We start from the raw sequence: 21,628 nt of genomic DNA on the forward strand, positions 1-21,628 counted from the left end.
TTGATAATGCACAAATCAATTTTATGGAAGGACGCTTTCCAAGCCATAACGCATTCGCTTGGTCGTTATATCGCAATTATCTTACTAATTGGTTTAGGTACTTTTGCCTTCGTAGGACTAAAAATAGCCGGCCCCGATATGCGTGCAACAGGTGCGGACTTTTTTACTAAGCACAATTTAGCCGATGTCACCGTTAGTTCCAACTACGGAATTAATTCAACTGATCGAGCAACCATTCAAAATCTCCCTGAAATTAAGCAGGCTACCTTTGGCTATCTGCAAGATGTAAAAGTCAAAAATAAGCAAGATGTCTTGCGGGTATTCTCTCAATCAAATAATCTCTCAAGCTATGAATTAAGGGCCATTTCCCAGAAAACAATAAAGAAATTGCTCTTTCTTATTTGCTAAAAAATAAGTATCACATCGGAGAAAAAATCAGTTTCGTCAAACCGGGAATCCTAAAGAATAAAACATATAAAATTGTCGGCTTTGTTAAATCAAGCGAATTTTTGGATAAAACACAATTCGGTCAGACCAATATCGGCAATGGTCGACTAATTGGATTCGCTGTAACAACGCATAATGCGTTCGCTTCACCTGTGTATCAAGTTTCACGTGTAACTTTTAAAAACATCGCTAATCTGAGCCCATTTAGTGTCACTTATCGCAATCGCGTTTACCATGATCAAAACAAATTGCAGAAGGCTTTAAACAAGAATAGACAAGACAAATACGATAAATACGTTCAGCTATATCAAAAACAATATCAAAAGAAGGCCGCTGAGCAATTAATCAAAAAAGGCATCCCTATTACGCCTGAGCAAATTGAGGTACCTAAAAATAAAATCCAAATCGATTATCCTAGCTATACCATTAACAGTCGTGAGGAAAGCCAAGGGTATTCATCCTATCGTGCTGATTCTGAGCGAGTCGAAGTTTTAGCCAACGTCTTCCCTGTCTTTTTGTTTGCCGTTGCTGCATTGGTCAGTTTGACTACCATGATGCGCTTCGTAGAAGAAGAACGTACTAATATTGGAACATTTAAGGCACTCGGTTATAGCAACGCTAGCATTGCGTTCAAGTTCTTGCTTTACAGCACTTCTGCGGCAATTTTAGGCGTGATCTTAGGTGCTAGCTTAGGTTATACTTTCTTGCCTAACATGATTATCAAGGCTTACCTAGCTAGTTCCACATTGGGAAGTGATTACCAGCTTAACTTTGCTTGGTGGCCATTGCTTATTTCGTTAATTATCGCACTACTTGCTACTACTGCTGTTTCTATGTTGACGCTTTATCAAACTCTAAAAGAAAAGCCAGCAGCATTGCTTTTACCTAAACCACCTAAAAATGGTTCTCGTATTTTACTGGAACACATCCCCTGGTTATGGAAACACATGAGTTTTTCTGCCAAAGTTACTGCACGAAACATCTTCCGCTACAAGAGTAGAATGTTAATGACCATTTTTGGCGTAGCAGGTTGTACAGGCTTGCTAGGTATGGGATTCGGCATTCGTGATTCTCTTCAGGGAATTGGCAATATTCAATATTCCGCTGTCCAAAAAAATGACATCATTGCTTTAAAGAGCAAACATGTTACTAAAAAAGAGCAGCATGAATTAGATAGCATTTTTAAAGAAAAAGATATTACACAAACAAATGCCGTGCAGTATCAGCAATTAACCAAGCATCTTAATCAAAGCGGTTCAACTGAAAACATCATGATGATTACACCAGAATCAGCCGCTAATTTTAGGAAATAAATCAATTTAAGAGAAAGGCAAAGTAAAAAGAAACTCACTTTGCCTGACGATGGCGTAATTATTTCTGAAAAATTAGCTACCTTGTTAAACGCCAGGAAAGGCTCAAGTATTTCTCTAAAAAACAGCGCTGGAAAAACTTACCGCTTTAAAGTTAAAGGAATTTGTGAAATGTATTTGGGGCATTACGTCTTTATGAATCAAAAAGAATACGCCCGCGCTACTGGTCAAAAATACGCTGCGAATGCCTATCTCGTTACTATGAGAAGGCATGAGCTGCAAGAAGTTAATCGTATTAGCAGGAAGTTAGTCAAAACGGCCGCAATTGAAACAGTGATTTCCAATTCTTCGAATAGAAAAATATTAGGCAGCTACACCGGTAGTCTGAACGAAGTTATCTTTATCTTGATTTTGATTTCAGGGATTCTCGCCATTGTCGTTATCTACAATTTGACCAACATCAACGTTGCAGAAAGAATTCGGGAGCTGGCTACTATCAAGGTGTTGGGATTTTATGACAATGAAGCTACCATGTATATCTATCGGGAGACTATTATTCTCTCTGCATTAGGAATTATTGTTGGCTTTGGTTTCGGTTGGTGGCTGCACCACTTCATTATCACCAGCTTGCCGCCAGATGCCGCAATGTTTGATCCAAATATGTATCCATTTAACTTTGTATTCTCCGCATTGATTCCAGAAATCATTACTGCTGCCTTAGCAGTTGTAGTTCACCACAAGATTAAAAAGATCAATATGCTAGATGCTTTATCATCAATTTATTAGCAAGCATTATGCTATAATGCCTTTATAGAAAAGGGTGGGAACAATTATGCCAAGAAAACACTTTGAATTAAATAGCGATATTGCTAAATTAATCGACAAATATAACGAAATTAACGATACTGACTTTAATGACTTAGTTAATACAGCATTGAGATTCTATCTCGTTAACCAAATGAGCTATAAAGACGTTCAAGAGGCTTTGAAAGAAGCTGATGTTGAAACGTCAAGATACGTTGATGAAGCAATGCGTTCCAGCATGGGCGACATCAATCGTAACTATTAAAACTACTAAAAAAGGCGGCAGGAAAACCTGCTGCCTTTTTTAATGATAATGTTTATAACGGTAATAACGATAGCCGATTTTTTTACCAAAAATTTCTTGGGAAATACCCATTAAGTTCGAAATTAATACGTATAATCCTAAAAAGATTAAACCAAAAATTGCTAAGTAAATAAAACTCCCCACTCGTCCTAAATGATTAAAGTGATTTCCTATCAGCAATTGATAAATAAACAAGATAACTATATAAATCTCATTAGTAACCACAATTGGCAATAAGCTAGTAAGACGAATGCCATAGGTCTTGTTAAGTTTATGATAGCTAAGCCAAATTACAATCAAAAATGAAATGTCCGTAGATAAAATTGCACCGTCCGCATTCATAAACATAGTCATTGGGACTTGCAAAATCACTTTAAACACAACGCCCCAAACCATGTAAATCACGGCTAGTTTATTCATATTCAAAGCAAGCAGTAGAGTCAACGAATTCATTACTAGTCCAGCTAACAAACTCTGGACAATATTTTCAACTAGATAATATGCGCCGAGACTATCATGAGAAAACAGCACCGTATAAATTGGTGATGCCGCAAATGCACCTAATGCTACTACTGGTAATAATACAAATAAAAGTAAACGGTAGTTTTCTAACAATAATTTTTTAATGCTTTCTTGTCGATCCTTACTCTTAAACTTAAGTCCGGCTAATAATGGCAAACTTGTTTCAGATACAGCCGTCGCTAAAGAAATAATTACCGTAGTAATCTTACTAGGATTAGCTGAAAAAATCGTATAAATGTAGCTAACGTAAGTGCTGCTGAGATGATTAAAATTAATTAATACCTGCTTGAACAATAATTGATCTACTAATTGAGTAACGGTAATAAAAGAACCTAATAAAACAAAAGGTATAGAAGCATACCACAGATTAAGCAAGCTTCGTGTTACGTTGTTTAAAGCACGCTCTTCGCTATTTTCAAGAAGCTGCTTATAATGACCCCACTGCTTGCGTAAATACGCAAAGAGGTACAAATAACTAGCAATAGCGCCAACACAAGCACCGAAAACGCTAAAATAAACTGCGATTACGTAATTATGATGAAAAACCTCAATAACTAAAAGAGTTGCCAACAAAATAAAGAGAATTCGCGCAAATTGTTCCCATAATTGGGAAATTCCGTATGGCTTCATATCATTATTTCCTTGGAACCATCCTCTTACCATACTCATTGATGGCAAAATAATTACGGCTGGAACTAAAACACGAATTGAAATCGTTGCACTAGCTACAGAATCAACCGGACTGTTTTTAGCAATGATTGGTGCAGTTACATATAGCAAAATTCCGCAGGCTAGCCCCATTACTAACATGATAATGAGTCCCAGCTTGGTAATATACAAACTATCTTTATATCTATTTTGCGAATTTAATTGTGATACTTCCCGGGCAATAACTGAAGGAAGTCCCGCGGTTCCGACAGATAAAAATAATGCATAAGGCGTGTACGAAGAATTAAACAGAGCTTGCGCATTCAATTGGTTGTGATAGCTCCCCAACATAATCAACCAAGGAATTAAATATACAACTCCTAGAATTCTCGATACGATACTACCAAACGATAGCCAAAACGAACCCGATAGGATCTTTTTATTCAACAGTAAAACCTCAAATCTACGTTATCTCATTGTGCCTCATTAATTATACGTGGATTTTTTCATTTTTGGGAACAAAGGGGCTTCTTTTTAGAGAAATTTAGTCGAGAAATAATACAAATTGGTTACATTAGTTACCATATTATTACCTATAGTTTAATTTATCGTTAGGAGGCTTGACCCGCCTCAGAATAATCATTATGATTGAAATGTTTCTATGTGAAAGTTACTGATTATTTATAATTCTATTAATAAAAAAATCATGGGGGATTTACGTTGTTTTTTAAGAAGAGATTTATTACTAAATTAGCATGCGTTGCTATTTTTTCAACTATAGGTATCGCTGCAGTAAAGGCTCAAGCTCCACAAACTGTGCAAGCTTCAACTACTTCCGTAGCTGCACGTTCACTTGGGATTGACGTTGCTAGTTACCAAAGTGCTGACTTGTCTGCTCACGCTAGATCTGGCGCTAAGTTTGCTGTAGTTAAGGTTAGTGAAGGTACAGGCTACAGAAACCCTAAGGCTAGTGGTCAAGTTGCTAGCGCACGTCGTCAAAACATGATGCCAATGGGCTACCACTTCGCTACTTTCAGTGCAAGCACTTCAGCTGCTAAGCGTGAAGCAAATTATGCTATTGCATCAGCCAAGGCTGTAGGTCTTAACCCAGGTTCATACCTTGCTTGTGATTATGAATCAGGCGATGGTAACAACATCAACATGGGTAAGAACCCTACTGCTAACGCAATTATTGCTTTCATGAAGAAAGTTAAGGATGCTGGTTACAAGCCACTTCTTTACGCTAGTTCATCTGTATTGAGAAACAACATTAACACTAACAAAGTAGTTAATGCATTTCCTAACAGTTTATGGGTTGCTTCATACGCTATTTCAGGTCGTATCGACAATCCTAACTTTAACTACTTCCCATCAATGAACGGTGTTTCAATTTGGCAATTTACTGATAACTGGCGTGGCCTTAACGTAGACGGTAACATCAACGTTTTGCCACTTTCATCATCAGGTAATGCAGTTTCTCAAGCTCCTAAGAAGAATACCGGTAAGGCTCGTGTATTGAAGCACAACGCTTATGTTTACGATAAGAACGGCAAGCGTAAGAAGCACAAGGCCTTGAAGAAGAACCATTCTGTTACTGTTCACGGTAAGAAGACCATTCATGGTAAAAAGTACTACAAGATTGGCAAAAACAAATACATCAAGGCTGCTAACCTTTACTAAAAAATAATTAGCTATCAAAAAATGCACTAGGTAAAAACTTACCTGATGCATTTTATTTTGCTTTTTTTACTTTAAGAACTTATCGCCTGCAATGTGACGGTAAAAGTTTGCTTTAGCAGTTTGGTAATATGGAGTAACCCATAAATAGCCAATTCCGCAGGTTATGGCGGCCAAAATGTTCCAGCCTAGGAAACTTAAGTCAAAGATAAACAAAGCCATCTTGTGGCCCTTCATGAGCTCTTTGCTGGCATTAATTCCGTAAGTTGCACTGACTTGCTTACCGCTGGCTACCATGTCCTTCACGATATACGGTGTCATGGAATAAGAATAAGCCTTGATAATACCTGGGATAATCAAAAGTCAAGTCCATAAGAATGTAAAAATAGAAACCAGCACGAAATTAATCAATTCTGGACCAAAGCGATTCTCAGTAAAGACTGAAAATGCAGCCATATATGGTTTTTCTTCTTTTTGATCGTCTCTTAATTCTAGAAATGCAATGTTTCTACTCAAACCAATGAAACTACCGATCCAAAGGAGAATTGATCCAATTGGACTAGCAAATTGGTAAAAAATATTGGTTCCGTCATAATTTATGTAAGTTTCATCTAACCAGTGACCAGCGCCAGTAAAAATGCCAAAGATAATTGCGGTAATCAAGAAGACAATTATTGCCCAGCCCCAATTTCCAAGTAAGGATTGCTTGGCATTGTCTTTTAATTCTTTTCTTGTAACAGCCATTTTCCCACTCTTTCTATATCAGTTACATAATTAGTGTCGCCTAAACGTAGATTATAGTCGATAAAAAATGGCATCAAAAAAAGCCTAATTCCACCAACACGGAACTAGGCTCACACAGTGTTGACCGCCGTCTCTGACCACATATAGAAGATAACATTTTCGCTACCGGAGAAAATGACTACTACTAGCGGCGGTACATGAAAATTCTAGCATTCAAAAATATAAAAAACAAGCAAAATGACACGGATTGATACAGATTGTTATTTTGATAGTTATAATCCACAAATAATTGCGATAATACCAAAGATAATTTGTAATACTGCTATTGCAAGATGACCTGCGTTTTTACCTTCTTTGAGGGGATGCTCAGCATTAATAGATTTGTGAATTTGCCAAGCGTTATAAATTCCGATAATTGTTACAAAAATTCCTGCAACAATTGCAGTCCACTTATAGATAGCACCATTATTGGCATTGCCAGCAGACCATAAGATGATTAGCCCAATGCCTATGATAATTAAAGCATAACCGATTCTTCTACTATTGCGTCCAACGTTGGCAGCATTATATCCTTTATTACCAGCAGTTTGCTTCATAACAGAATTACTAATTAAAATTTGAACAATACCCATTATTGCAATAAAAACAAATACACCATATGTAACTAAAGTTGCCATAATATTCGCGCTTTCCAATTAAATCGCTTTTATGATTCACTTAAATTATAGACCATAAGCTGTTTTTTATTCTATATATTTATAATTTAAAATAGTATTAGCTATATATTAAACAAATTCACTTACATACGCAAAAAAGACGAGGCTCAACGCCTCGTCCTTTCTCTTTAATTAAAGTGCAGCATTATCGACATAATGCGGTTTACTTTCTTTTTAATCTTACCAAATTCGCCATGAGTAGTGTGATTATCCTGAATAATAATCATGTCCTTAGCACCTTTGGTAGTACGCAAGAAGGTGTAATAACCTTCACCAGCACCATTAGCTGCCTTGTACTTCTTCAAGTTATAAAAACCACCATTGTAGTATGACGGTGCCTTACCCTTGAAAAGCACTTTTCTGCTTTCTTTAGTCAGTAATTTACCATGTAGGATATACTCAATCGTTTTTGCTAAATCAGCATTAGACATCACAATAGAGCCTGCACCTAATTCATTATGTGCATCCTTCACAGCCTGATCATGATCAACTCTCACGAATTGACCAGAACTTCTTTCGTAGCCTGGAACCCAGCCTGCAGATTTCAACTTAGTCATGCTTGACCATAAAAATTCGGTTTGCTTTAACTTAAGCGGCTTGATGTAAGTCTCACGGAATAGCTTTTCATAAGACTTATGTTCAAGCTTAGACAAGATACCACAAAGGTAAATGTAGTTTACAGCTGTATAATGCCACTTGCCTAACTTTCTACCATCAAACACAGTGTATTTTGCATCGTGAGCAATATTGGCTTCATCTGAAATAAATTCCGGTGTCCCCAATTGTTGATCAGTTTCTAGATCTAATCCAGAAGTCATGGTTAATAAGTTGCTAATCTTGACATTATCTGCACCATCTACGTTAGGGTAAAACTTAGAAAGTGGATCATCTAAACTCAGCCTTCCCTTTTGTACCTCACGCATGACCATCGCAGCAGTCATTGATTTTTGCACTGAATTAATCAAATAACTAGTGTCAGTACTATTATTTGTAGCGTACTCAAGTAAAGGTTTTCTGTTGCTTGTTACCAAGACAGATCCTTTAATGCCTAAACGATCAATAGCCTGGCGCACTACTTTGCTTTTAAACTGTTCTTATTAGTCAAATCGACGCTCTTAACATCGTCTTTATTCTGCCACTTCTTGGAGTAGTAGTAGTTAGACATGTAGTAGTTGTAACGTCTATTTGGTAATTCCATGAATGGCTTAACAGCTTGATCAACTGCAACCCATCCTTTCCAACCTAAGTGAATAGTATCTTCCATGAAGTACTTTTCATTACCACGTTTTGAAAGATCTACTACATTTTCAAAACCTTGGTTAACAAGTTGGTGTTCAATCTTAGCAACAGATTCCTGGTACATCTTTTCTGATAAACCAGTGTACTTCATCCATTTTCCGTTAATTGGAGGAATAATGAACAATACATTAGTATGTTGCTTAGCAAATTGTTCCAGCATTAATTGGAAGTCACCATATTCAACTGAGTGAACATAGTCGAAATTACGTTGACTACCCTTCAAACGCTTCAATACCTTCTTAGGCAAACGAGTTCTATAGAAAGTATTGTCAATTCCTAAGTTATTTGAATTAGTATGCATTGCAGCTTGTTCTGCAGCGACCTTATTCAAAGCCTTAACAGAGTATGCACTTGGTAAAACTTTAGCTTTCTTTTGAATCTTATTTACACGATCGCGCAATTGGAATGCACTGAAGAAGTTATCTTCATTACTGAGCATTCTACGACGATTGTTTAAGTAAAACTTTTGGAAAGTGGTTAGTTTCTTACCTTCCGCAATTTGCTGAAGACTATTCTTAATTTCGCCCTTAACGTCTGGCATTTCAAGCAAACGCTTAGCAGCGTAACGATCAGTCTTATTATTCTTAGCACTTAACAAGAAATTACATGCTTGAAGTGGTGAATAATACAAAGCAAAGGCATTAGGATCTTGACCCTTTTTGGTAAACCATTGTGGTGAAATAATCACAACAGCCTTTTTATTCTTAAGTTGCTTAGCTGTGCCTTGCATCCCTAAAAACTGAGCCAAAGATTGACTACCTGGACCACCAAGCAAGAATGGACGGTAATTTCTATGATACTTTTCCGCAATTACACTAGGGTGCAATGGATCAAATCTTGATAATTCACTTGAACCATAGAAAGGTACATAGCCGTCATCAAAAGCTTCTTGCTTCATTGTACTGCCCTTAAAGACAGTAGTATTTTGTGAAGCAGCAGCTTCATAGATTGTTTGCTTAGAAAAAGTTCTTTCCCAGGGAATAAGGAATACAACTAATAAAAGGATAAAAGCGCAAATAACTGGGCCAAAAATTTGCCACAGCCGGCGTTTATTACTCATTTTCTAAGCTTTCCACCTTTGCAACAATCTTATTTGGAGTATCCCATTCAGCACGCTTGAATTCTGAAACGGGAACATCAATATCAAACTTTTCTTGTAAGCTCAAAAGCATTTGTACACTTGCCATTGAGTCCATCAAACCATTGTCAAAGATGTTTTCATCCATTTGATCTGATAAATCTTCACCAGTTAAATCGTTTAAAATGTCTAATACGCCTTGTTTAGTGTCCATAATTAATACCTCTATTCAACACAAATACTTAATTAATATCATTCCATATTATATAAGCTTATTTCCAACCGAACCATAGTTGACTAAGAAATCCTGAGAAAATCAAGAAACTGAAGCAAACTACGTTAAAGGTTAAGAAAATGGCGAACCATTCAGTAAACTTGTTAGATGGAATTTGCTTCTTATGCTTTCCCTTAAATCTAAGCCACATATCGTTGATACAAATAGCTGAAGCGTGGAAGATACCATAAACAATATAATACCACGTTAAGCCGTGCCAGAAACCCTGGATTAAGAACAACAGGAAGTAAGAAACTTGTGACAATCTAATTCGATTCTTAAACAATTTTTTCTTCATTGCAAAGAAAGAGAATCGCATATAGATGTAGTCACGGAACCAGAATGACAAAGTCATATGCCAACGATTCCAGAAATCTTTAATGTTCTTAGAAATAAATGGCTTATTGAAGTTCATTGGGGTATGAATACCCATGAAGTATGAAATTGATACGGCAAATAATGAATAACCTGCAAAGTCAAAGAACAAGTACATGCTGTAACAATACATGTAAGCAAGTACCCACCATGAAAGCTTCAAACCACCATTTGCATTGCCGACTACTAATGCAGAGGCAGTGATCTTTGGTAACCAATAAGTACCAAAGAACCAACCAATAACAAACTTATATAAAAAGCCTTGGAATAAATATCTTACTGCATATTGCAAATCAGTAATATATGCATCCCTTGTAGGAACCTTTTCATAATCCTTCTTAAATCTACGGTAACGATCAATAGGACCTGATGAAATGGTTGGGAAGAAGAGCAAGAATCTTGCATAAGTTACAGGATCTACCTTCTTAATCGCACCATCACGCATTTCCATAATAACTTGAACGGTCTTAAAGGTTACATATGAAATACCTAAGAACCCAATTACAAAGCCGATGGAATTATCAGGAAAAGCAGTTAAATATTTAACTGCAGCTAATGGAATAATTGCCAGAATTACTGCTAAGCTAAATACCCAAGTCTTATTTTTACCGTGATGACGATAATACTGATAAGCAAAGGTCAAAATAAACTCATAAACCAGCCAGATTAATAAGTTAACCCCTTGTTGCCAGTGACTACCATCAAAAATCAAGAATAAGAAAACAATTGAGAAAATTGCTTCATATGTCTTGAAACGATGACCGAAGTATAACCCCAAAATGATTGGGATTAAAGCAATCATCAAATAAATGAAATATTGCGGATTTGAATAAGGTTGTAAGTTAATGAAATTAAAATTCACTACTTATTAACCTCCTTAATAACCGCTTTGATATCTACCTTGCCATTTTGAGAAATTGGCAATTTATCTTGGTAAACAAAACGTTGTGGAATCATGTAAGGCATAACGTTCTTAGCTAAATCTTCACGAATTTCCTTAGTTAAAGCAGCTTCTGAGTGCTGACGCGCTACGCCTTCCTTTAATTCGATTTCTGCAACGATTTGCTTAACAGTGTGGTCCTTATTGTATTTAGGTGCCGCAACGCCATAACGAACGTATTTATTCTTAGTTAAGTAGAAGTTGATTTCTTCAAGTTCGATTCTGTAACCATTGAACTTGATTTGGAAGTCAATTCTACCGCGATAGAAGAGCATGTCGCCGTCATCAAAGAATCCAGCATCCCCACTGCGGTAGCTACAGTACTTGTCGTCATCCTTTTGGAAGAAGGCAGCTTCAGTTTTTTCAGGGTTGTTCATGTAACCCTTTGAAACGCTAGGACCGCTAATGATAATTTCACCTTCGCCAGGCTTATCACCCTTTGAAGTATCAATAGTGATCTTGGTGTCTTCCTTAACCTTACCGATTGGTAAACGGTCATACTTCTTAAGAATGTCGTCAGTAATTTCAACTTGCGTTACGGCAACAGTTGTTTCGGTTGGACCGTAAGTGTTGAAGATATGGCTTTCTGGGAATCTCTTCTTAAGCATGTCTGCTTCGCTGTGTGGTAATTCTTCACCACAGAATAAGAAGTGACTAAGGTCTGGATGATGTTCAGAATCAAAAGTCTTATCCAAGAAACACATTTGTGCAAATGATGGGGTTGATACCCAAACATTAAATTGCATCTTTGGCAAAGTTTGGAACAATTGACCAAAGTTTTGCGTTACATCGTGTGGCAATACAACAAGCTTACCTGCTGAAACAAGTGCAGGGTAAAGACTCATTACTGACAAGTCGAATGAGTATGGAGCTTGGGCCAAGAAACTTGGGTGTTCTGGCAAATTAAAGTCTGATAACTCCCAGTTTACAAAGCTGAGTAAGTTATCGTGACTGATTTGTACACCCTTAGGCTTACCAGTAGTACCTGAAGTGAAGATGATGTAGTAGTTTTCATCGCCTTCAACAAATTTGCTTTCGTCAACAGTGAAGTCGCCATCTTCAACTTCACTAGCCTTAAGTACCTTAACGTTGTCTAAGTTAACGTCTGGCAATGGGTCAATTTCCAAAACCAATGGTGATTTTGAAACATCTTGAATCATGGTCAAACGTTCAGCGTTTGAGTAACTAGCAATTGGAATATATGCGTGCCCTGACTTAACACAGCCAAGGAAACTAGCAACCATTTCAAAAGTTTGACCACCCCAGATCATGATTGGAGCATGATCTGGAATATCCATCGCAGCAATCTTGTGTGCCCACGCATTGGAACGCTGCTTAAGTTCGCCATATGTATTGGTTTTACCAAGATAGTCGTAAACAACACGATCTGGTTCTTGTTCAGCTATCTCATCTATTCTCTTAATAACATCTTGAATCATGTGACAACACCTACCTTAAAATTCGTTATAAATGAAATGAACTGAAGTAAGTCCACTATATTCATACAAATAAATAAGGGCCATCAGGATTCCAAAATAAACAATCGTTTTCAAGACAAACATACCGACGCGTTTGCCTCGAGAATCAATTTTCGACTTCTTATCCATTGTTTCTCCCTCAAGTAATATTTTTGTAACATTTTATTACTTTGTCTTATATTACTACAAATAGCAACAATCAGCACATCATCGCTATACATTTTAACAAATTTAAACTTTTTCTTAAATTAAGGCTGCATAAAATATACGGAAAGCGTTTTATTATTGTATTTTTTTGCAATTGCGGTATGCGAAGTACAGCGGAATGGCTATAATTACCGCAACAAAAATTAAAGCAAAGATCAATAGTCGCATCATATTTTTAGGATCAGTCCAACGATCGCTTTTTGCCGTGGCCAAAATATACGCTGCAAACAATACGATAATGATTAATTCACCTAAACAAAACCATGAGTGTAGATTTTGATACAAATACAGATACGTTGTTGCAGGCAGCAGGCAAAACCAGCCCGCAAAACGCAACCAAAAGATTTCCTTTTGACGGTAATTGAGATTCATCGCTTGTTTCCTTTCATCCTAATTGCCAAACAACGCATTAATATTGATGGATAAAATCCGATCCATTACTACAACATTCGGCTTAGCATATTGCTGCGACGCGGATTCAAATAGACAAAGTAGTTGCCCTTTATAAGCTGTAATCTGCTCCAAATATGGCGGCATTTCTAGTTCTAACTCCGCATTCTTTTCATCTAATGCATTTAAGGCAGAAGTTGGGAAAACGTACAGATTAGAACTACCGCTACCGTATGACTGACTCAAGAAGATCTTATTTTGATAAATTGCAATCCCTTGAATCTGCTTATCCATGCTAGTTTCGCCAGTTGGATCTGACCACTGCAGCGTACCCGTAACAGATTTCACTTCATTATTAGTAATCGAACCTTTGTTTTTGCCGCTACGAGCAATTCGATATGCCGCAACTTTGCCGCGTCCATACATATTGAAGAATCCAACAAATAATTGACTGTCATAATAGGTAACTGCAGATGCTTTTTCAACTGCTGGAATTGCAATCTGGTGATCATATTTAATTGGAATTCTGCTTCCTGGCTTATATTCTTTCATTTCTTTTAATGAAAATGCGGCTAAAGCTGAGGACTTACCTAATGAACCTGTAATCCAAATATTTTTAGCAACGGGATCATATGCAATACCGCCTAAATGCGGCCTACCTGGGACTTGAATTGTCTTAATATATTTACCCGTCTTTTTATCTAAAACATAGATAACGGAAGCATGAACATGATCCCCGTCATAGGCAGTAATTAAAATGTACTGGCTCGCTACCGCGATTCCTTGAGGCGTCATTGCAGTTGCTACATCGTATTTTTTAGTTTTAAAATTGTAGGCCTTAGTTGAAATCAGTCCTGGAATAATAAAATCTTTTCCGTCCCATGTCCTCGGCGGAACATAAGTAGATACTTTATTAATAAAAGGATAGTTTTCACGTAAAGCTTTTTGATAGTTTTTGAAATTATGCCAAGCTGCACTCGTATTTGTTCCATCATTAGCTTTTACTACTTTAGGACGCTCTCGCAGCATCTCTTGTTTCTGCAACCATTGATAGCCAAAATAGCCGCCTGTTCCGACACCTACTAAGATGAGAACAGTTATTATCAATTGCAAAACAAACTTTCCAAATTTTTTCACCGAACTGTTCCTTTCTTTACCTTTTTGACATGCCTAACATTATAGCCACATTCATTATACTTTTACTAATCTGCCACGAATTTTCATTAAAAATATAGATTTTTCGAAAATAAAGTTTATTTCGTCACACTTTTTTCACAATTTAAGGTTATACTACTTAATGTAGTGAGGAAGAAAACAATCTTTCTTATTACAACTCAACTTTTTTGTTTTTCATTCATACTCCTCCAAGTAAATAATGAAAATAAAAAGAATTGACTTACTCCAATTAGTCAATTTCATATCTATCCCTTTCGGCTCACGTGCGTTGCGTGGGCTTTTCTTATGTCCAAAATCAATTTCTTAAATACTTCACAAGCAAATCTTTACCTTTTCATAAGAATTTGAACATTTTTAATTCACATTTAGCCTGTATTATAAAAAATGTAACAAGGCGGTAGAAACTTGTTACATACTCCCACTTTTTTATTTCATTCATTCTTACTCCTCCAAAGTAGATGAAACTAATAAGGTCCGCAAAATCTTGCGGACCTTTTCCTTTTTTCCTGTATACTTAAGATAGAAAAGAGGCGCAAATATGTTTTCACCATCGATTAAACATTTAATTCAAGAAAAATCAGGTTCGTTTTTAATTCCAGCTAGTCGGATTGCCTTTGTTCAAGATGACAATCCTTTATATCATGCCTTTTTAATCCTTACTAAAGTTAAATATTCTAAAATTCCAGTTTTAGATAAAGATAAAAAAGTGGTTGGTCTGCTTAGTTTAGCGATGATTACAGACAAGATGCTAACGAATGAGGAAATTTCTACCGCACCTTTAGATCAATTAAAGGTTAAAGATGTCATGCAAACCAAGTTCGATAAAATAAATTTTGTCGAAACTACGCTAGAGGCGCAGCTTCATTTATTGATTAACAACGCCTTTTTACCGGTCGTCGATGACCGCGGCGTTTTCCAAGGATTACTTACTAGACGTGAGTGGATCAAAGCCTTTAACTATGTTACCCATACATATGATAAGCACTACAAATCAATCAAAATAAAATAACCCACGGGCAGTCTATTATGGGCTGCCTTTTTTAATGAAGAAAAATAGAATTCTATTTACGTATTATTATGGTAAAAGAATGTTAGAATGTTTTGAGTAGAGTGATATATTTACTTTTTTGGAGGCTATACATATGAAACGTCAATGGAAATTTATTGTCGTTTTAATTGCCGGGGTAATAAGTTTAATTTTTGAATTTGGTTTACATGCTTCTACTCTATTTGTAACGCCAATTCTTAAATTGCAAATGAATCCCCAAGCAATTATCATCGACATTTTGGGTATTTGGATTTCCGTTCTTTTGTTAATGGAAATATTCAATGACTGGAAATCCGGCCGTTACGGTGTCGATATTTTAGCCGTAATTGCGATTGTTTCTACTATTTTAATCAACAATTATTGGGCTGAATGGATGATCTTGGTAATGTCTACTGGTGGTGAAACTCTGGAGGACTACGCTACAGGTCAAGCCAGCAAGGAATTGCGTTCCCTTTTGAACAATACTCCTAGAATCGCCAACAAGTTAATCAACGGCAAGATTACCGAAGTCAATGTTGATGATTTGAAAATCGGTAACATTGTTTTAATTAAACCAGGTCAACAAGTTCCAGTTGATGGTGAAATTGTTAAAGGTGAATCAAACTTTGACCAATCATCATTGACCGGTGAATCTGTTCCTGTTGCTAAAAAGCCAGGCGATGACTTGATGTCTGGTTCCGTTAACGGTGATGCTGCCGTCCAGATGAAGGTTACTAAGGCTGCTAAGGACTCAGAATATCAGTCAATTGTCGCTTTGGTTAAGTCATCACAAGCTCAACCAGCTAAGTTCGTTAAGATGGCCGACCGTTACGCCGTTCCATTTACCATCATCTCATTGATTATTGGTGGTGTTGCATGGGCAGTGTCTGGGGATGCTACAAGATTTGCAGAAGTTATGGTTGTTGCTTCTCCATGTCCACTTTTGATCGCAGCTCCTGTTGCTTTAGTCAGTGGTATGAGTTCAATGTCAGCTCACCACATTATTGTTAAGTCAGGTCCAACTCTTGAAAAGTTAGCTCGTGCTAAGACTTTTGCCTTTGATAAGACTGGTACTTTAACTGAAAATCAATTGGTGGTTGACCATATCATCCCTGAAGGCGATGCTCTTTCAAAAGAAGAATTACAAAGCTTAGCTGCTAGTGTTGAACAACAATCTAGCCACGTTATTGCCAGTTCTTTGGTTAAGGCTACTGACAGCAAGTTAATCAAGCCAGTTACCAACTTAAAGGAAACTACCGCTCAAGGTGTTGAAGGTGACGTCAATGGCAAGCATGTTAAGGTGGGTAAATTAAGCTTCGTAGATCCTAATCATGAAAAGATTGACATAACTTCAACTGCTGTCTTCGTTTCAGTCGATGGCAAGTTTGCCGGTTACATTACTATGATGGATGAAATTCGTCCAGAAACGGCTGATACAATTGCGAAGTTGAAGCGCCAAGGTGCAGAAGACATCATGATGCTTACTGGTGACCACAAGCAAGTTGCTGAAAAGGTTGGTAAAAAAGCTGGCATTACTGATATTCGTGCCGATCTTTTACCAGCTGAAAAGATTAAGGCTATCAAGGAAGTACCAAAAGACTTGCGTCCTGTCGTTATGACTGGTGACGGTGTTAACGATGCTCCAAGTTTAACTGCCGCTGATGTCGGTATCGCTATGGGTGCTAAAGGCGCAACAGCTGCCAGTGAAAGTGCCGATGCCGTTATCATGGTTAACGATTTATCTAAGGTTAATGATGCGGTTGCTATTTCTAAACATACAATGAAGGTTGCCAACATCGATGTTTTAACTGCTATTGGTGTGGTTATCATCATCGAATTGATCGCCTTCACCGGTGTCATTCCTGCCTTTTGGGGTGCTATCTTACAGGAAGTTGTCGACATGATCACTATCAGTTCGGGACTTCTTGCTAAGACTAAGCCAAGCAATAAGCAATTTGGTTTGGAAGAGTAAGTAAAAATTAGATATTAACAAAATAAAAAGCTCTAGAATCGAGATGATTCTAGAGCTTTTTATTTTGTTAAATTGTTTAACTCTAAAGGTATCATATTATAATCTTAAAGAAAGAGACCACATCATTATAAGTAATTCTCTTAGCATAATTTCTAAACATCACCAAGGAGTACCATATCTGAAGATGAAAACTAAAATAATATCAATAATACTTTTAATACTCATCGTCCCACCTATTCTTTTCTGTGTACTTAATTCTAGTTACGAGTTATACGTTAATCATCAAGAAAATATTGCATACAGTAAAATGCAACAAGCTGTAGACAAACATGGCTATAATGCAATTAGTCTTGAGCCCGTAAAAGCTCGAATAAAATTCTTTCACATTTATGAATATAAAAGTTCATTTTCTAATCAAAAAACATTGAATAAGAATAGACAACTCTTCAACAAAGTTGGATATAAGATAGGCAAACATGATGATCTAGAAACGCCTTATAAATATTCAATCAGTGCCCTAAAATCAAACGAAAAATGGACAGTTTATATTAAAGAAGAACCGTTTGGCAAAGAAAAAAGTTATCGCGAAGATTGATTTAATTGCAACCTAATTTGCATCTAGTTTAGGAAAATATTAAAATTAAACTCAACTGAATATTTCATTTAGTGGTTGGGTTTTTATCAGAATAAAAGCTTTCAAGATTTGCTTCTTTGGGTCAAGAGGCACCTTGAAGGCTTTTTGCTTTTTTATAGAAAGGGAATACATGCATTTTTTAGGGGAATTAATCTTAATCCTATTAACTACAGTCTTATTAGGTCAGCTCTTTGCTCGCTTTAATATGCCTGCAGTTATCGGACAATTATTGTCAGGAATCTTACTTGGACCAGCTATCCTAAATTGGGTAACGCCAAACGATATTGTCAGTCTATTCTCAGAATTCGGGGTTATCCTGTTAATGTTCTTAGCAGGCCTGGAAAGTGACCTCGATTTACTAAAGAAATACTTCAAATTAAGTTTCACCGTCGCTAGTGTCGGGGTTATCTTACCAGTTGTCTTCATGGGAATTGCCAGCTACTTCTTCGGTATGAAGCCACTTGAGGCACTCTTTATCGGAATTGTCTTTGCGGCAACCAGTGTTTCAATTTCGGTTGTAGTATTGCAAGAAGCACGACAACTCCATACCCGTGCTGGTACGGCAATTTTAGGTGCGGCTGTAGTTGATGATATCTTAGCCGTTGTTGTTTTAAGTTTGTTCACTACTTTCAGTCACGAAGGCGGTAAGAGCGGTTTAACTAACAACTTCTTTATCAATATTTTGATTGAAATTGTCTACTTTGTAGTTGTTTGGGTCATCTTTAAGTTCGTTGCCCCATACTTTATGAAGGCTTCCGAAAAAATCGATGTTGACTACTCTGTAGTTATCGGTTCGCTTGTCTTAGCTTTAACTATGGCTTGGGCTGCCGACTTTGTTGGATTATCTGCCGTTGTAGGTGCATTCTTTGGTGGCTTGGCTATTAGACAGACGCCACAATATAAAGAAGTTCACTCTTCAGTTTCCGCAATCGGTTATGCGATCTTTATTCCGGTATTCTTTGCCGACATAGGTCTTTCAATGACCTTTGAGAGCTTCTTCAAGGATATTTGGTTCATTATCGTAATGACAATCTTAGCTCTCTTATCTAAATTCTGGGCTGGTAAATACTCAAGTGAAGTCTTCGGCTTTACTAAGAATGAGGGTAACATTGTAGGTGCCGGTATGATTTCTCGTGGTGAAGTTGCCTTAATCGTGGCACAGATCGGGATTACCCATCACCTCTTCCCTGAAGATATTTACTCAAGCTTGATTTTGGTAATCATCGTTACAACGGTACTTTCACCATTTATTTTGAATTATTTCATTAAGAAACAAAAAGATAGTAAAGAATTTATGTAAAAGAAAATCCTCGACAAAAACGTCGGGGATTTTTTCATGTTCGCTTATGAACGAATACTAGATTTTTTAATTATAAAACGTAGACACAATTTAGCCTACATAATATAATACTGTTAGGAGATGATGGAACATGTTACAAACACCAAATAATATTAAAGCAGTTACTGCTCGTGACTTACGTAATAACTTTAAAAAAATTGCTGATGACATTAATGACTATGATACTACAGTTATCGTTGCTCGTCCTAAAGACAAAAACGTCGTAATTATTTCACAAAAAGAATATGATTCATGGCAAGAGACCTCATATCTTCTAGGGACTAAGGCAAATCGTGATGCATTAGCGGAAGCTAAAGAATCGTTTGAAAATAAAGACACCCGAAACAAAATCTTAACTCCAGAAGAATTCGAGGCTCTAACTAAAGATGATGAAGCTTAACGTAAATTTTAACTATAATGCCTGGGATGAATATCTAGAGTGGAAGAAAGAAGATAAAAAAACTTCCAAGAAAATTGATAGCCTCATTAAAGATTGTCAACGCCATCCATTCACTGGAAAAGGAAAACCCGAAACTTTAAAGGCAAATTTAAGCGGTGCATGGTCTCGACAAATTAATCACAAAGATCGTATGGTTTATTCAGTTACGGCAACAGAACTTCAAATATGGCAACTAAAATATCACTATTCTAAATAGAAAATCCTCGACAAAAACGTCGGGGATTTTTTCATATTCTTAAACAAACTGTTCTAAATCGATTACTTGATCATATCTCTGTAACTCTTCTGGTTCATAATGGTGAATTACTTCCACAAAGGTCAAATCAGACTCTAACAAGTAATCATGAATCTGATCTGAGGTCTTTTTATCAAGGGATGCATTAATTTCATCAAGTAGCAACACTGGCCGCTTCATTAAAATGGCCCGAGCTAATTCAATTCTTGCCAGCTGCCCGCCTGATAATTGATCCGCATTATCCCCTAAAGAATAATCCCATCCCTTCTCTTTCACGATGGTGTCTAGTCCCAACTTGGTGCAGACTTCCATTACCATTTCCCGGGAAATATCTGCGCCTAGTGTCAAATTAAACCACAAGGTATCTGCAAAAATCACTGGACTTTGACTAGCGTATGAAAAGATATTAGCAAATTCTCCAGCCTTAGCTTGGCTATTATTCAAAATAATATCTTTAGCCTGACCGAATTCTCCTGTTATTAAATATTGCAAAAGCGTTGATTTCCCGGTACCCGATGGCCCAATAACTGCTACTTTTTGTTCAGCCTTAATCTTTAAATTAAGACGTCTAGCCAACTCCTGATCTTTTCTAATTAAAGTTAAATCATCCACTTCCAATTCACTAAAATCATTTTCAGAAACGTCTTCAGTTTTCTTGCCTTCGGCAATATACTTTTCAGCTTTAGCAACAATCTTTTTAGTAGTTGATAACTTATTGCGACCTTCTAAAATTGTCAAAATTGGATTAACAAAAGAATTCGACAACTGCACAATTGCAAATAATGCACCCAATGTAGTTTGTCCATTAACTACCATGTAAATCCCTACTAAGAATGGCACTGTAAAGGTAAACAAGTTAGCAATCAAGCTGACCCATGAAACTGTGTCCAAGTTCAGTAAATTCATCTTGCACAGTGCTGCTTCTAATTGGTTAACAAATACCCTACTCTTCTTAACAGCATTATCTTGCTTGCCATACAACTTGAATGTTGAACTACCAGCTAAAAAATTCTTGATATGACTAACATACTTATCATTGGCGTTGGTCCAATTTTCGGAAGCAGTTTGAATTTTCTTTTGAAAAAGGCTGGATACAATCATCGGTAAGCATGAACCTATTAGAAAAAGCAAGGTTACTAACCAGTTAACCGACAATGCATAGCCTAATGCAAAAATAATCATGTACGCTTGCATCATAATTTCAATTTCTGCATCAAAGCGATTAGTTTCTAAGAGCTTAAAATCTGTAGTTAGATAAGCTAAGCTAGTAGTATTTTCATCACTAGATTGTTTAAGCATCCCTTTTAAGATGCCAAGCCGTAAAGTAGTATTTGCTTCCTGAATCGCACCTGTTTTTAAGCGATTGAAAATAAGTGAAGCTAAAAAGGTAATCAATAAGCCGCTAACAGCAATTAGCAAAATTTGCGGTAAGTCATTAAAGCTTCTTTGCGTAGCAATATTAGTCAATGCCTGCACCATATAAGCCACGATAATCTGTTGCATACTGGCAATTAAGCCGAAGATAATCATGCTGATGAATTTAGAATGTGAAGAGTATTTGTAAATCATATT

Annotated in this window: 22 protein-coding genes, 1 pseudogene and 1 other annotated feature; of the genes and pseudogenes, 11 read left to right on the plus strand and 12 right to left on the minus strand. The window is 36.7% G+C overall.

Going from position 1 to position 21,628, the window contains the following annotated elements; translation table 11 throughout:
- The first annotated feature begins 6 nt into the window (after positions 1–6).
- The 4 genes from FC37_RS11040 (at position 7) to FC37_RS07820 (ending at position 2,826) form a co-directional block, all read left to right on the plus strand.
- Positions 7–408 (plus strand): hypothetical protein, encoded by a 402-nt coding sequence (locus FC37_RS11040; protein WP_239442286.1) that lies wholly within the window; start codon positions 7–9, stop codon positions 406–408.
- Positions 409–509: 101 nt separating this feature from the next.
- Positions 510–1,760: an ABC transporter permease gene (locus tag FC37_RS11045; protein WP_478211973.1), complete on the plus strand. Its 1,251-nt coding sequence runs from the start codon at positions 510–512 to the stop codon at positions 1,758–1,760.
- A gap of 39 nt (positions 1,761–1,799) precedes the next feature.
- Positions 1,800–2,543 carry an ABC transporter permease gene (locus tag FC37_RS11050; RefSeq protein WP_478211974.1) on the plus strand — a complete coding sequence of 248 codons (744 nt, stop codon included), beginning with the start codon at positions 1,800–1,802 and terminating at the stop codon, positions 2,541–2,543.
- A gap of 46 nt (positions 2,544–2,589) precedes the next feature.
- A complete protein-coding gene (locus FC37_RS07820) occupies positions 2,590–2,826 on the plus strand; it encodes a hypothetical protein (RefSeq protein ID WP_025005976.1) in 237 nt (78 codons plus the stop codon).
- Between the two features lie 39 nt (positions 2,827–2,865).
- On the opposite strand, the gene FC37_RS07825 is transcribed toward FC37_RS07820, so the two are convergent.
- The gene (locus FC37_RS07825) at positions 2,866–4,482 is read right to left on the minus strand and encodes a putative polysaccharide biosynthesis protein (RefSeq protein ID WP_025005977.1); all 1,617 of its coding nucleotides are present in this window, start codon (positions 4,480–4,482) and stop codon (positions 2,866–2,868) included.
- 273 nt (positions 4,483–4,755) lie between these two features.
- Between FC37_RS07825 and FC37_RS07830 the strand changes: the two genes are divergently transcribed.
- A complete protein-coding gene (locus FC37_RS07830; RefSeq protein WP_056945591.1) occupies positions 4,756–5,715 on the plus strand; it encodes a GH25 family lysozyme in 960 nt (319 codons plus the stop codon).
- Between the two features lie 66 nt (positions 5,716–5,781).
- Here FC37_RS07830 and FC37_RS07835 read toward each other — a convergent pair.
- From FC37_RS07835 to FC37_RS07880, 10 genes and pseudogenes are all read right to left on the minus strand, one after another.
- Positions 5,782–6,456, minus strand: a pseudogene (locus FC37_RS07835) (DUF975 family protein).
- A 272-nt stretch (positions 6,457–6,728) separates the two neighbouring features.
- Positions 6,729–7,133, minus strand: coding sequence for a hypothetical protein (locus FC37_RS07840; RefSeq protein WP_025005980.1), 405 nt, complete (start codon positions 7,131–7,133; stop codon positions 6,729–6,731).
- A gap of 167 nt (positions 7,134–7,300) precedes the next feature.
- Positions 7,301–8,245, minus strand: a complete 945-nt coding sequence (locus FC37_RS07845; protein WP_025005981.1) for a serine hydrolase domain-containing protein — start codon at positions 8,243–8,245, stop codon at positions 7,301–7,303.
- Positions 8,245–9,531 (minus strand): D-alanyl-lipoteichoic acid biosynthesis protein DltD, encoded by a 1,287-nt coding sequence (gene dltD, locus FC37_RS07850; RefSeq protein WP_025005982.1) that lies wholly within the window; start codon positions 9,529–9,531, stop codon positions 8,245–8,247. The genes FC37_RS07845 and dltD overlap by 1 nt, the downstream gene beginning before the upstream one ends.
- Positions 9,524–9,763, minus strand: a complete 240-nt coding sequence (dltC, locus tag FC37_RS07855) for a D-alanine--poly(phosphoribitol) ligase subunit DltC (protein WP_013438765.1) — start codon at positions 9,761–9,763, stop codon at positions 9,524–9,526. The genes dltD and dltC overlap by 8 nt, the downstream gene beginning before the upstream one ends.
- Positions 9,764–9,821: 58 nt before the next feature.
- On the minus strand, positions 9,822–11,060 hold the full coding sequence (dltB, locus tag FC37_RS07860) for a D-alanyl-lipoteichoic acid biosynthesis protein DltB (protein WP_025005983.1): 1,239 nt from the start codon (positions 11,058–11,060) through the stop codon (positions 9,822–9,824).
- On the minus strand, positions 11,060–12,577 hold the full coding sequence (gene dltA, locus FC37_RS07865) for a D-alanine--poly(phosphoribitol) ligase subunit DltA (RefSeq protein ID WP_025005984.1): 1,518 nt from the start codon (positions 12,575–12,577) through the stop codon (positions 11,060–11,062). Before dltA ends, dltB begins: the two co-directional genes overlap by 1 nt.
- 15 nt (positions 12,578–12,592) lie before the next feature.
- Positions 12,593–12,745, minus strand: a complete 153-nt coding sequence (locus FC37_RS07870) for a teichoic acid D-Ala incorporation-associated protein DltX (RefSeq protein ID WP_025005985.1) — start codon at positions 12,743–12,745, stop codon at positions 12,593–12,595.
- A gap of 153 nt (positions 12,746–12,898) precedes the next feature.
- Entirely contained in the window at positions 12,899–13,195 is a 297-nt protein-coding gene (locus tag FC37_RS07875) for a hypothetical protein (RefSeq protein ID WP_025005986.1), read from the minus strand.
- A gap of 18 nt (positions 13,196–13,213) precedes the next feature.
- Complete coding sequence (locus tag FC37_RS07880; protein WP_025005987.1) at positions 13,214–14,350, minus strand: YncE family protein; 1,137 nt, start codon at positions 14,348–14,350, stop codon at positions 13,214–13,216.
- Positions 14,351–14,927: 577 nt separating this feature from the next.
- On the opposite strand from FC37_RS07880, the gene cbpB reads away from it, so the two are divergent.
- The 6 genes from cbpB to FC37_RS07910 all read left to right on the plus strand — a co-directional run bounded on the left by cbpB (position 14,928) and on the right by FC37_RS07910 (position 20,017).
- On the plus strand, positions 14,928–15,398 hold the full coding sequence (gene cbpB, locus FC37_RS07885) for a cyclic-di-AMP-binding protein CbpB (protein WP_025005988.1): 471 nt from the start codon (positions 14,928–14,930) through the stop codon (positions 15,396–15,398).
- 133 nt (positions 15,399–15,531) lie between these two features.
- Positions 15,532–17,388, plus strand: a complete 1,857-nt coding sequence (locus tag FC37_RS07890) for a heavy metal translocating P-type ATPase (protein ID WP_056945592.1) — start codon at positions 15,532–15,534, stop codon at positions 17,386–17,388.
- A 184-nt stretch (positions 17,389–17,572) separates the two neighbouring features.
- Positions 17,573–17,983 (plus strand): hypothetical protein, encoded by a 411-nt coding sequence (locus FC37_RS07895; protein ID WP_156400667.1) that lies wholly within the window; start codon positions 17,573–17,575, stop codon positions 17,981–17,983.
- Positions 17,984–18,056: 73 nt separating this feature from the next.
- Positions 18,057–18,113, plus strand: a sequence feature (sodium ion sensor (DUF1646 type); this cis-regulatory element may regulate processes involved in with the transportation of sodium ions).
- Between the two features lie 39 nt (positions 18,114–18,152).
- On the plus strand, positions 18,153–19,322 hold the full coding sequence (locus tag FC37_RS07900) for a cation:proton antiporter (protein ID WP_025005990.1): 1,170 nt from the start codon (positions 18,153–18,155) through the stop codon (positions 19,320–19,322).
- Positions 19,323–19,452: 130 nt separating this feature from the next.
- On the plus strand, positions 19,453–19,761 hold the full coding sequence (locus FC37_RS07905) for a type II toxin-antitoxin system Phd/YefM family antitoxin (RefSeq protein WP_003625002.1): 309 nt from the start codon (positions 19,453–19,455) through the stop codon (positions 19,759–19,761).
- Entirely contained in the window at positions 19,748–20,017 is a 270-nt protein-coding gene (locus tag FC37_RS07910) for a Txe/YoeB family addiction module toxin (RefSeq protein WP_025005991.1), read from the plus strand. The genes FC37_RS07905 and FC37_RS07910 overlap by 14 nt, the downstream gene beginning before the upstream one ends.
- Positions 20,018–20,056: 39 nt before the next feature.
- Here FC37_RS07910 and FC37_RS07915 read toward each other — a convergent pair whose 3' ends face one another.
- A complete protein-coding gene (locus tag FC37_RS07915; protein WP_025005992.1) occupies positions 20,057–21,625 on the minus strand; it encodes an ATP-binding cassette domain-containing protein in 1,569 nt (522 codons plus the stop codon).
- Positions 21,626–21,628 lie beyond the last annotated feature (3 nt).

It is taken from the genome of Lactobacillus gallinarum DSM 10532 = JCM 2011, from assembly GCF_001434975.1.
Taxonomy (GTDB): Bacteria; Bacillota; Bacilli; order Lactobacillales; family Lactobacillaceae; genus Lactobacillus; species Lactobacillus gallinarum.

Bases quoted from the DNA above. Each gene is read 5' to 3' on its own strand.
- FC37_RS11040 (WP_239442286.1), top strand. From the start codon at position 7: ATGCACAAATCAATTTTATGGAAGGACGCTTTCCAAGCCATAACGCAT.
- FC37_RS07820 (WP_025005976.1), top strand. From the start codon at position 2,590: ATGCCAAGAAAACACTTTGAATTAAATAGCGATATTGCTAAATTAATC.
- FC37_RS07840 (WP_025005980.1), bottom strand. From the start codon at position 7,133: ATGGCAACTTTAGTTACATATGGTGTATTTGTTTTTATTGCAATAATG.
- dltD (WP_025005982.1), bottom strand. From the start codon at position 9,531: ATGAGTAATAAACGCCGGCTGTGGCAAATTTTTGGCCCAGTTATTTGC.
- dltC (WP_013438765.1), bottom strand. From the start codon at position 9,763: ATGGACACTAAACAAGGCGTATTAGACATTTTAAACGATTTAACTGGT.
- dltA (WP_025005984.1), bottom strand. From the start codon at position 12,577: ATGATTCAAGATGTTATTAAGAGAATAGATGAGATAGCTGAACAAGAA.
- FC37_RS07870 (WP_025005985.1), bottom strand. From the start codon at position 12,745: ATGGATAAGAAGTCGAAAATTGATTCTCGAGGCAAACGCGTCGGTATG.
- FC37_RS07875 (WP_025005986.1), bottom strand. From the start codon at position 13,195: ATGAATCTCAATTACCGTCAAAAGGAAATCTTTTGGTTGCGTTTTGCG.
- cbpB (WP_025005988.1), top strand. From the start codon at position 14,928: ATGTTTTCACCATCGATTAAACATTTAATTCAAGAAAAATCAGGTTCG.
- FC37_RS07890 (WP_056945592.1), top strand. From the start codon at position 15,532: ATGAAACGTCAATGGAAATTTATTGTCGTTTTAATTGCCGGGGTAATA.
- FC37_RS07895 (WP_156400667.1), top strand. From the start codon at position 17,573: ATGAAAACTAAAATAATATCAATAATACTTTTAATACTCATCGTCCCA.
- FC37_RS07900 (WP_025005990.1), top strand. From the start codon at position 18,153: ATGCATTTTTTAGGGGAATTAATCTTAATCCTATTAACTACAGTCTTA.
- FC37_RS07905 (WP_003625002.1), top strand. From the start codon at position 19,453: ATGTTACAAACACCAAATAATATTAAAGCAGTTACTGCTCGTGACTTA.
- FC37_RS07910 (WP_025005991.1), top strand. From the start codon at position 19,748: ATGATGAAGCTTAACGTAAATTTTAACTATAATGCCTGGGATGAATAT.
- FC37_RS07915 (WP_025005992.1), bottom strand. From the start codon at position 21,625: ATGATTTACAAATACTCTTCACATTCTAAATTCATCAGCATGATTATC.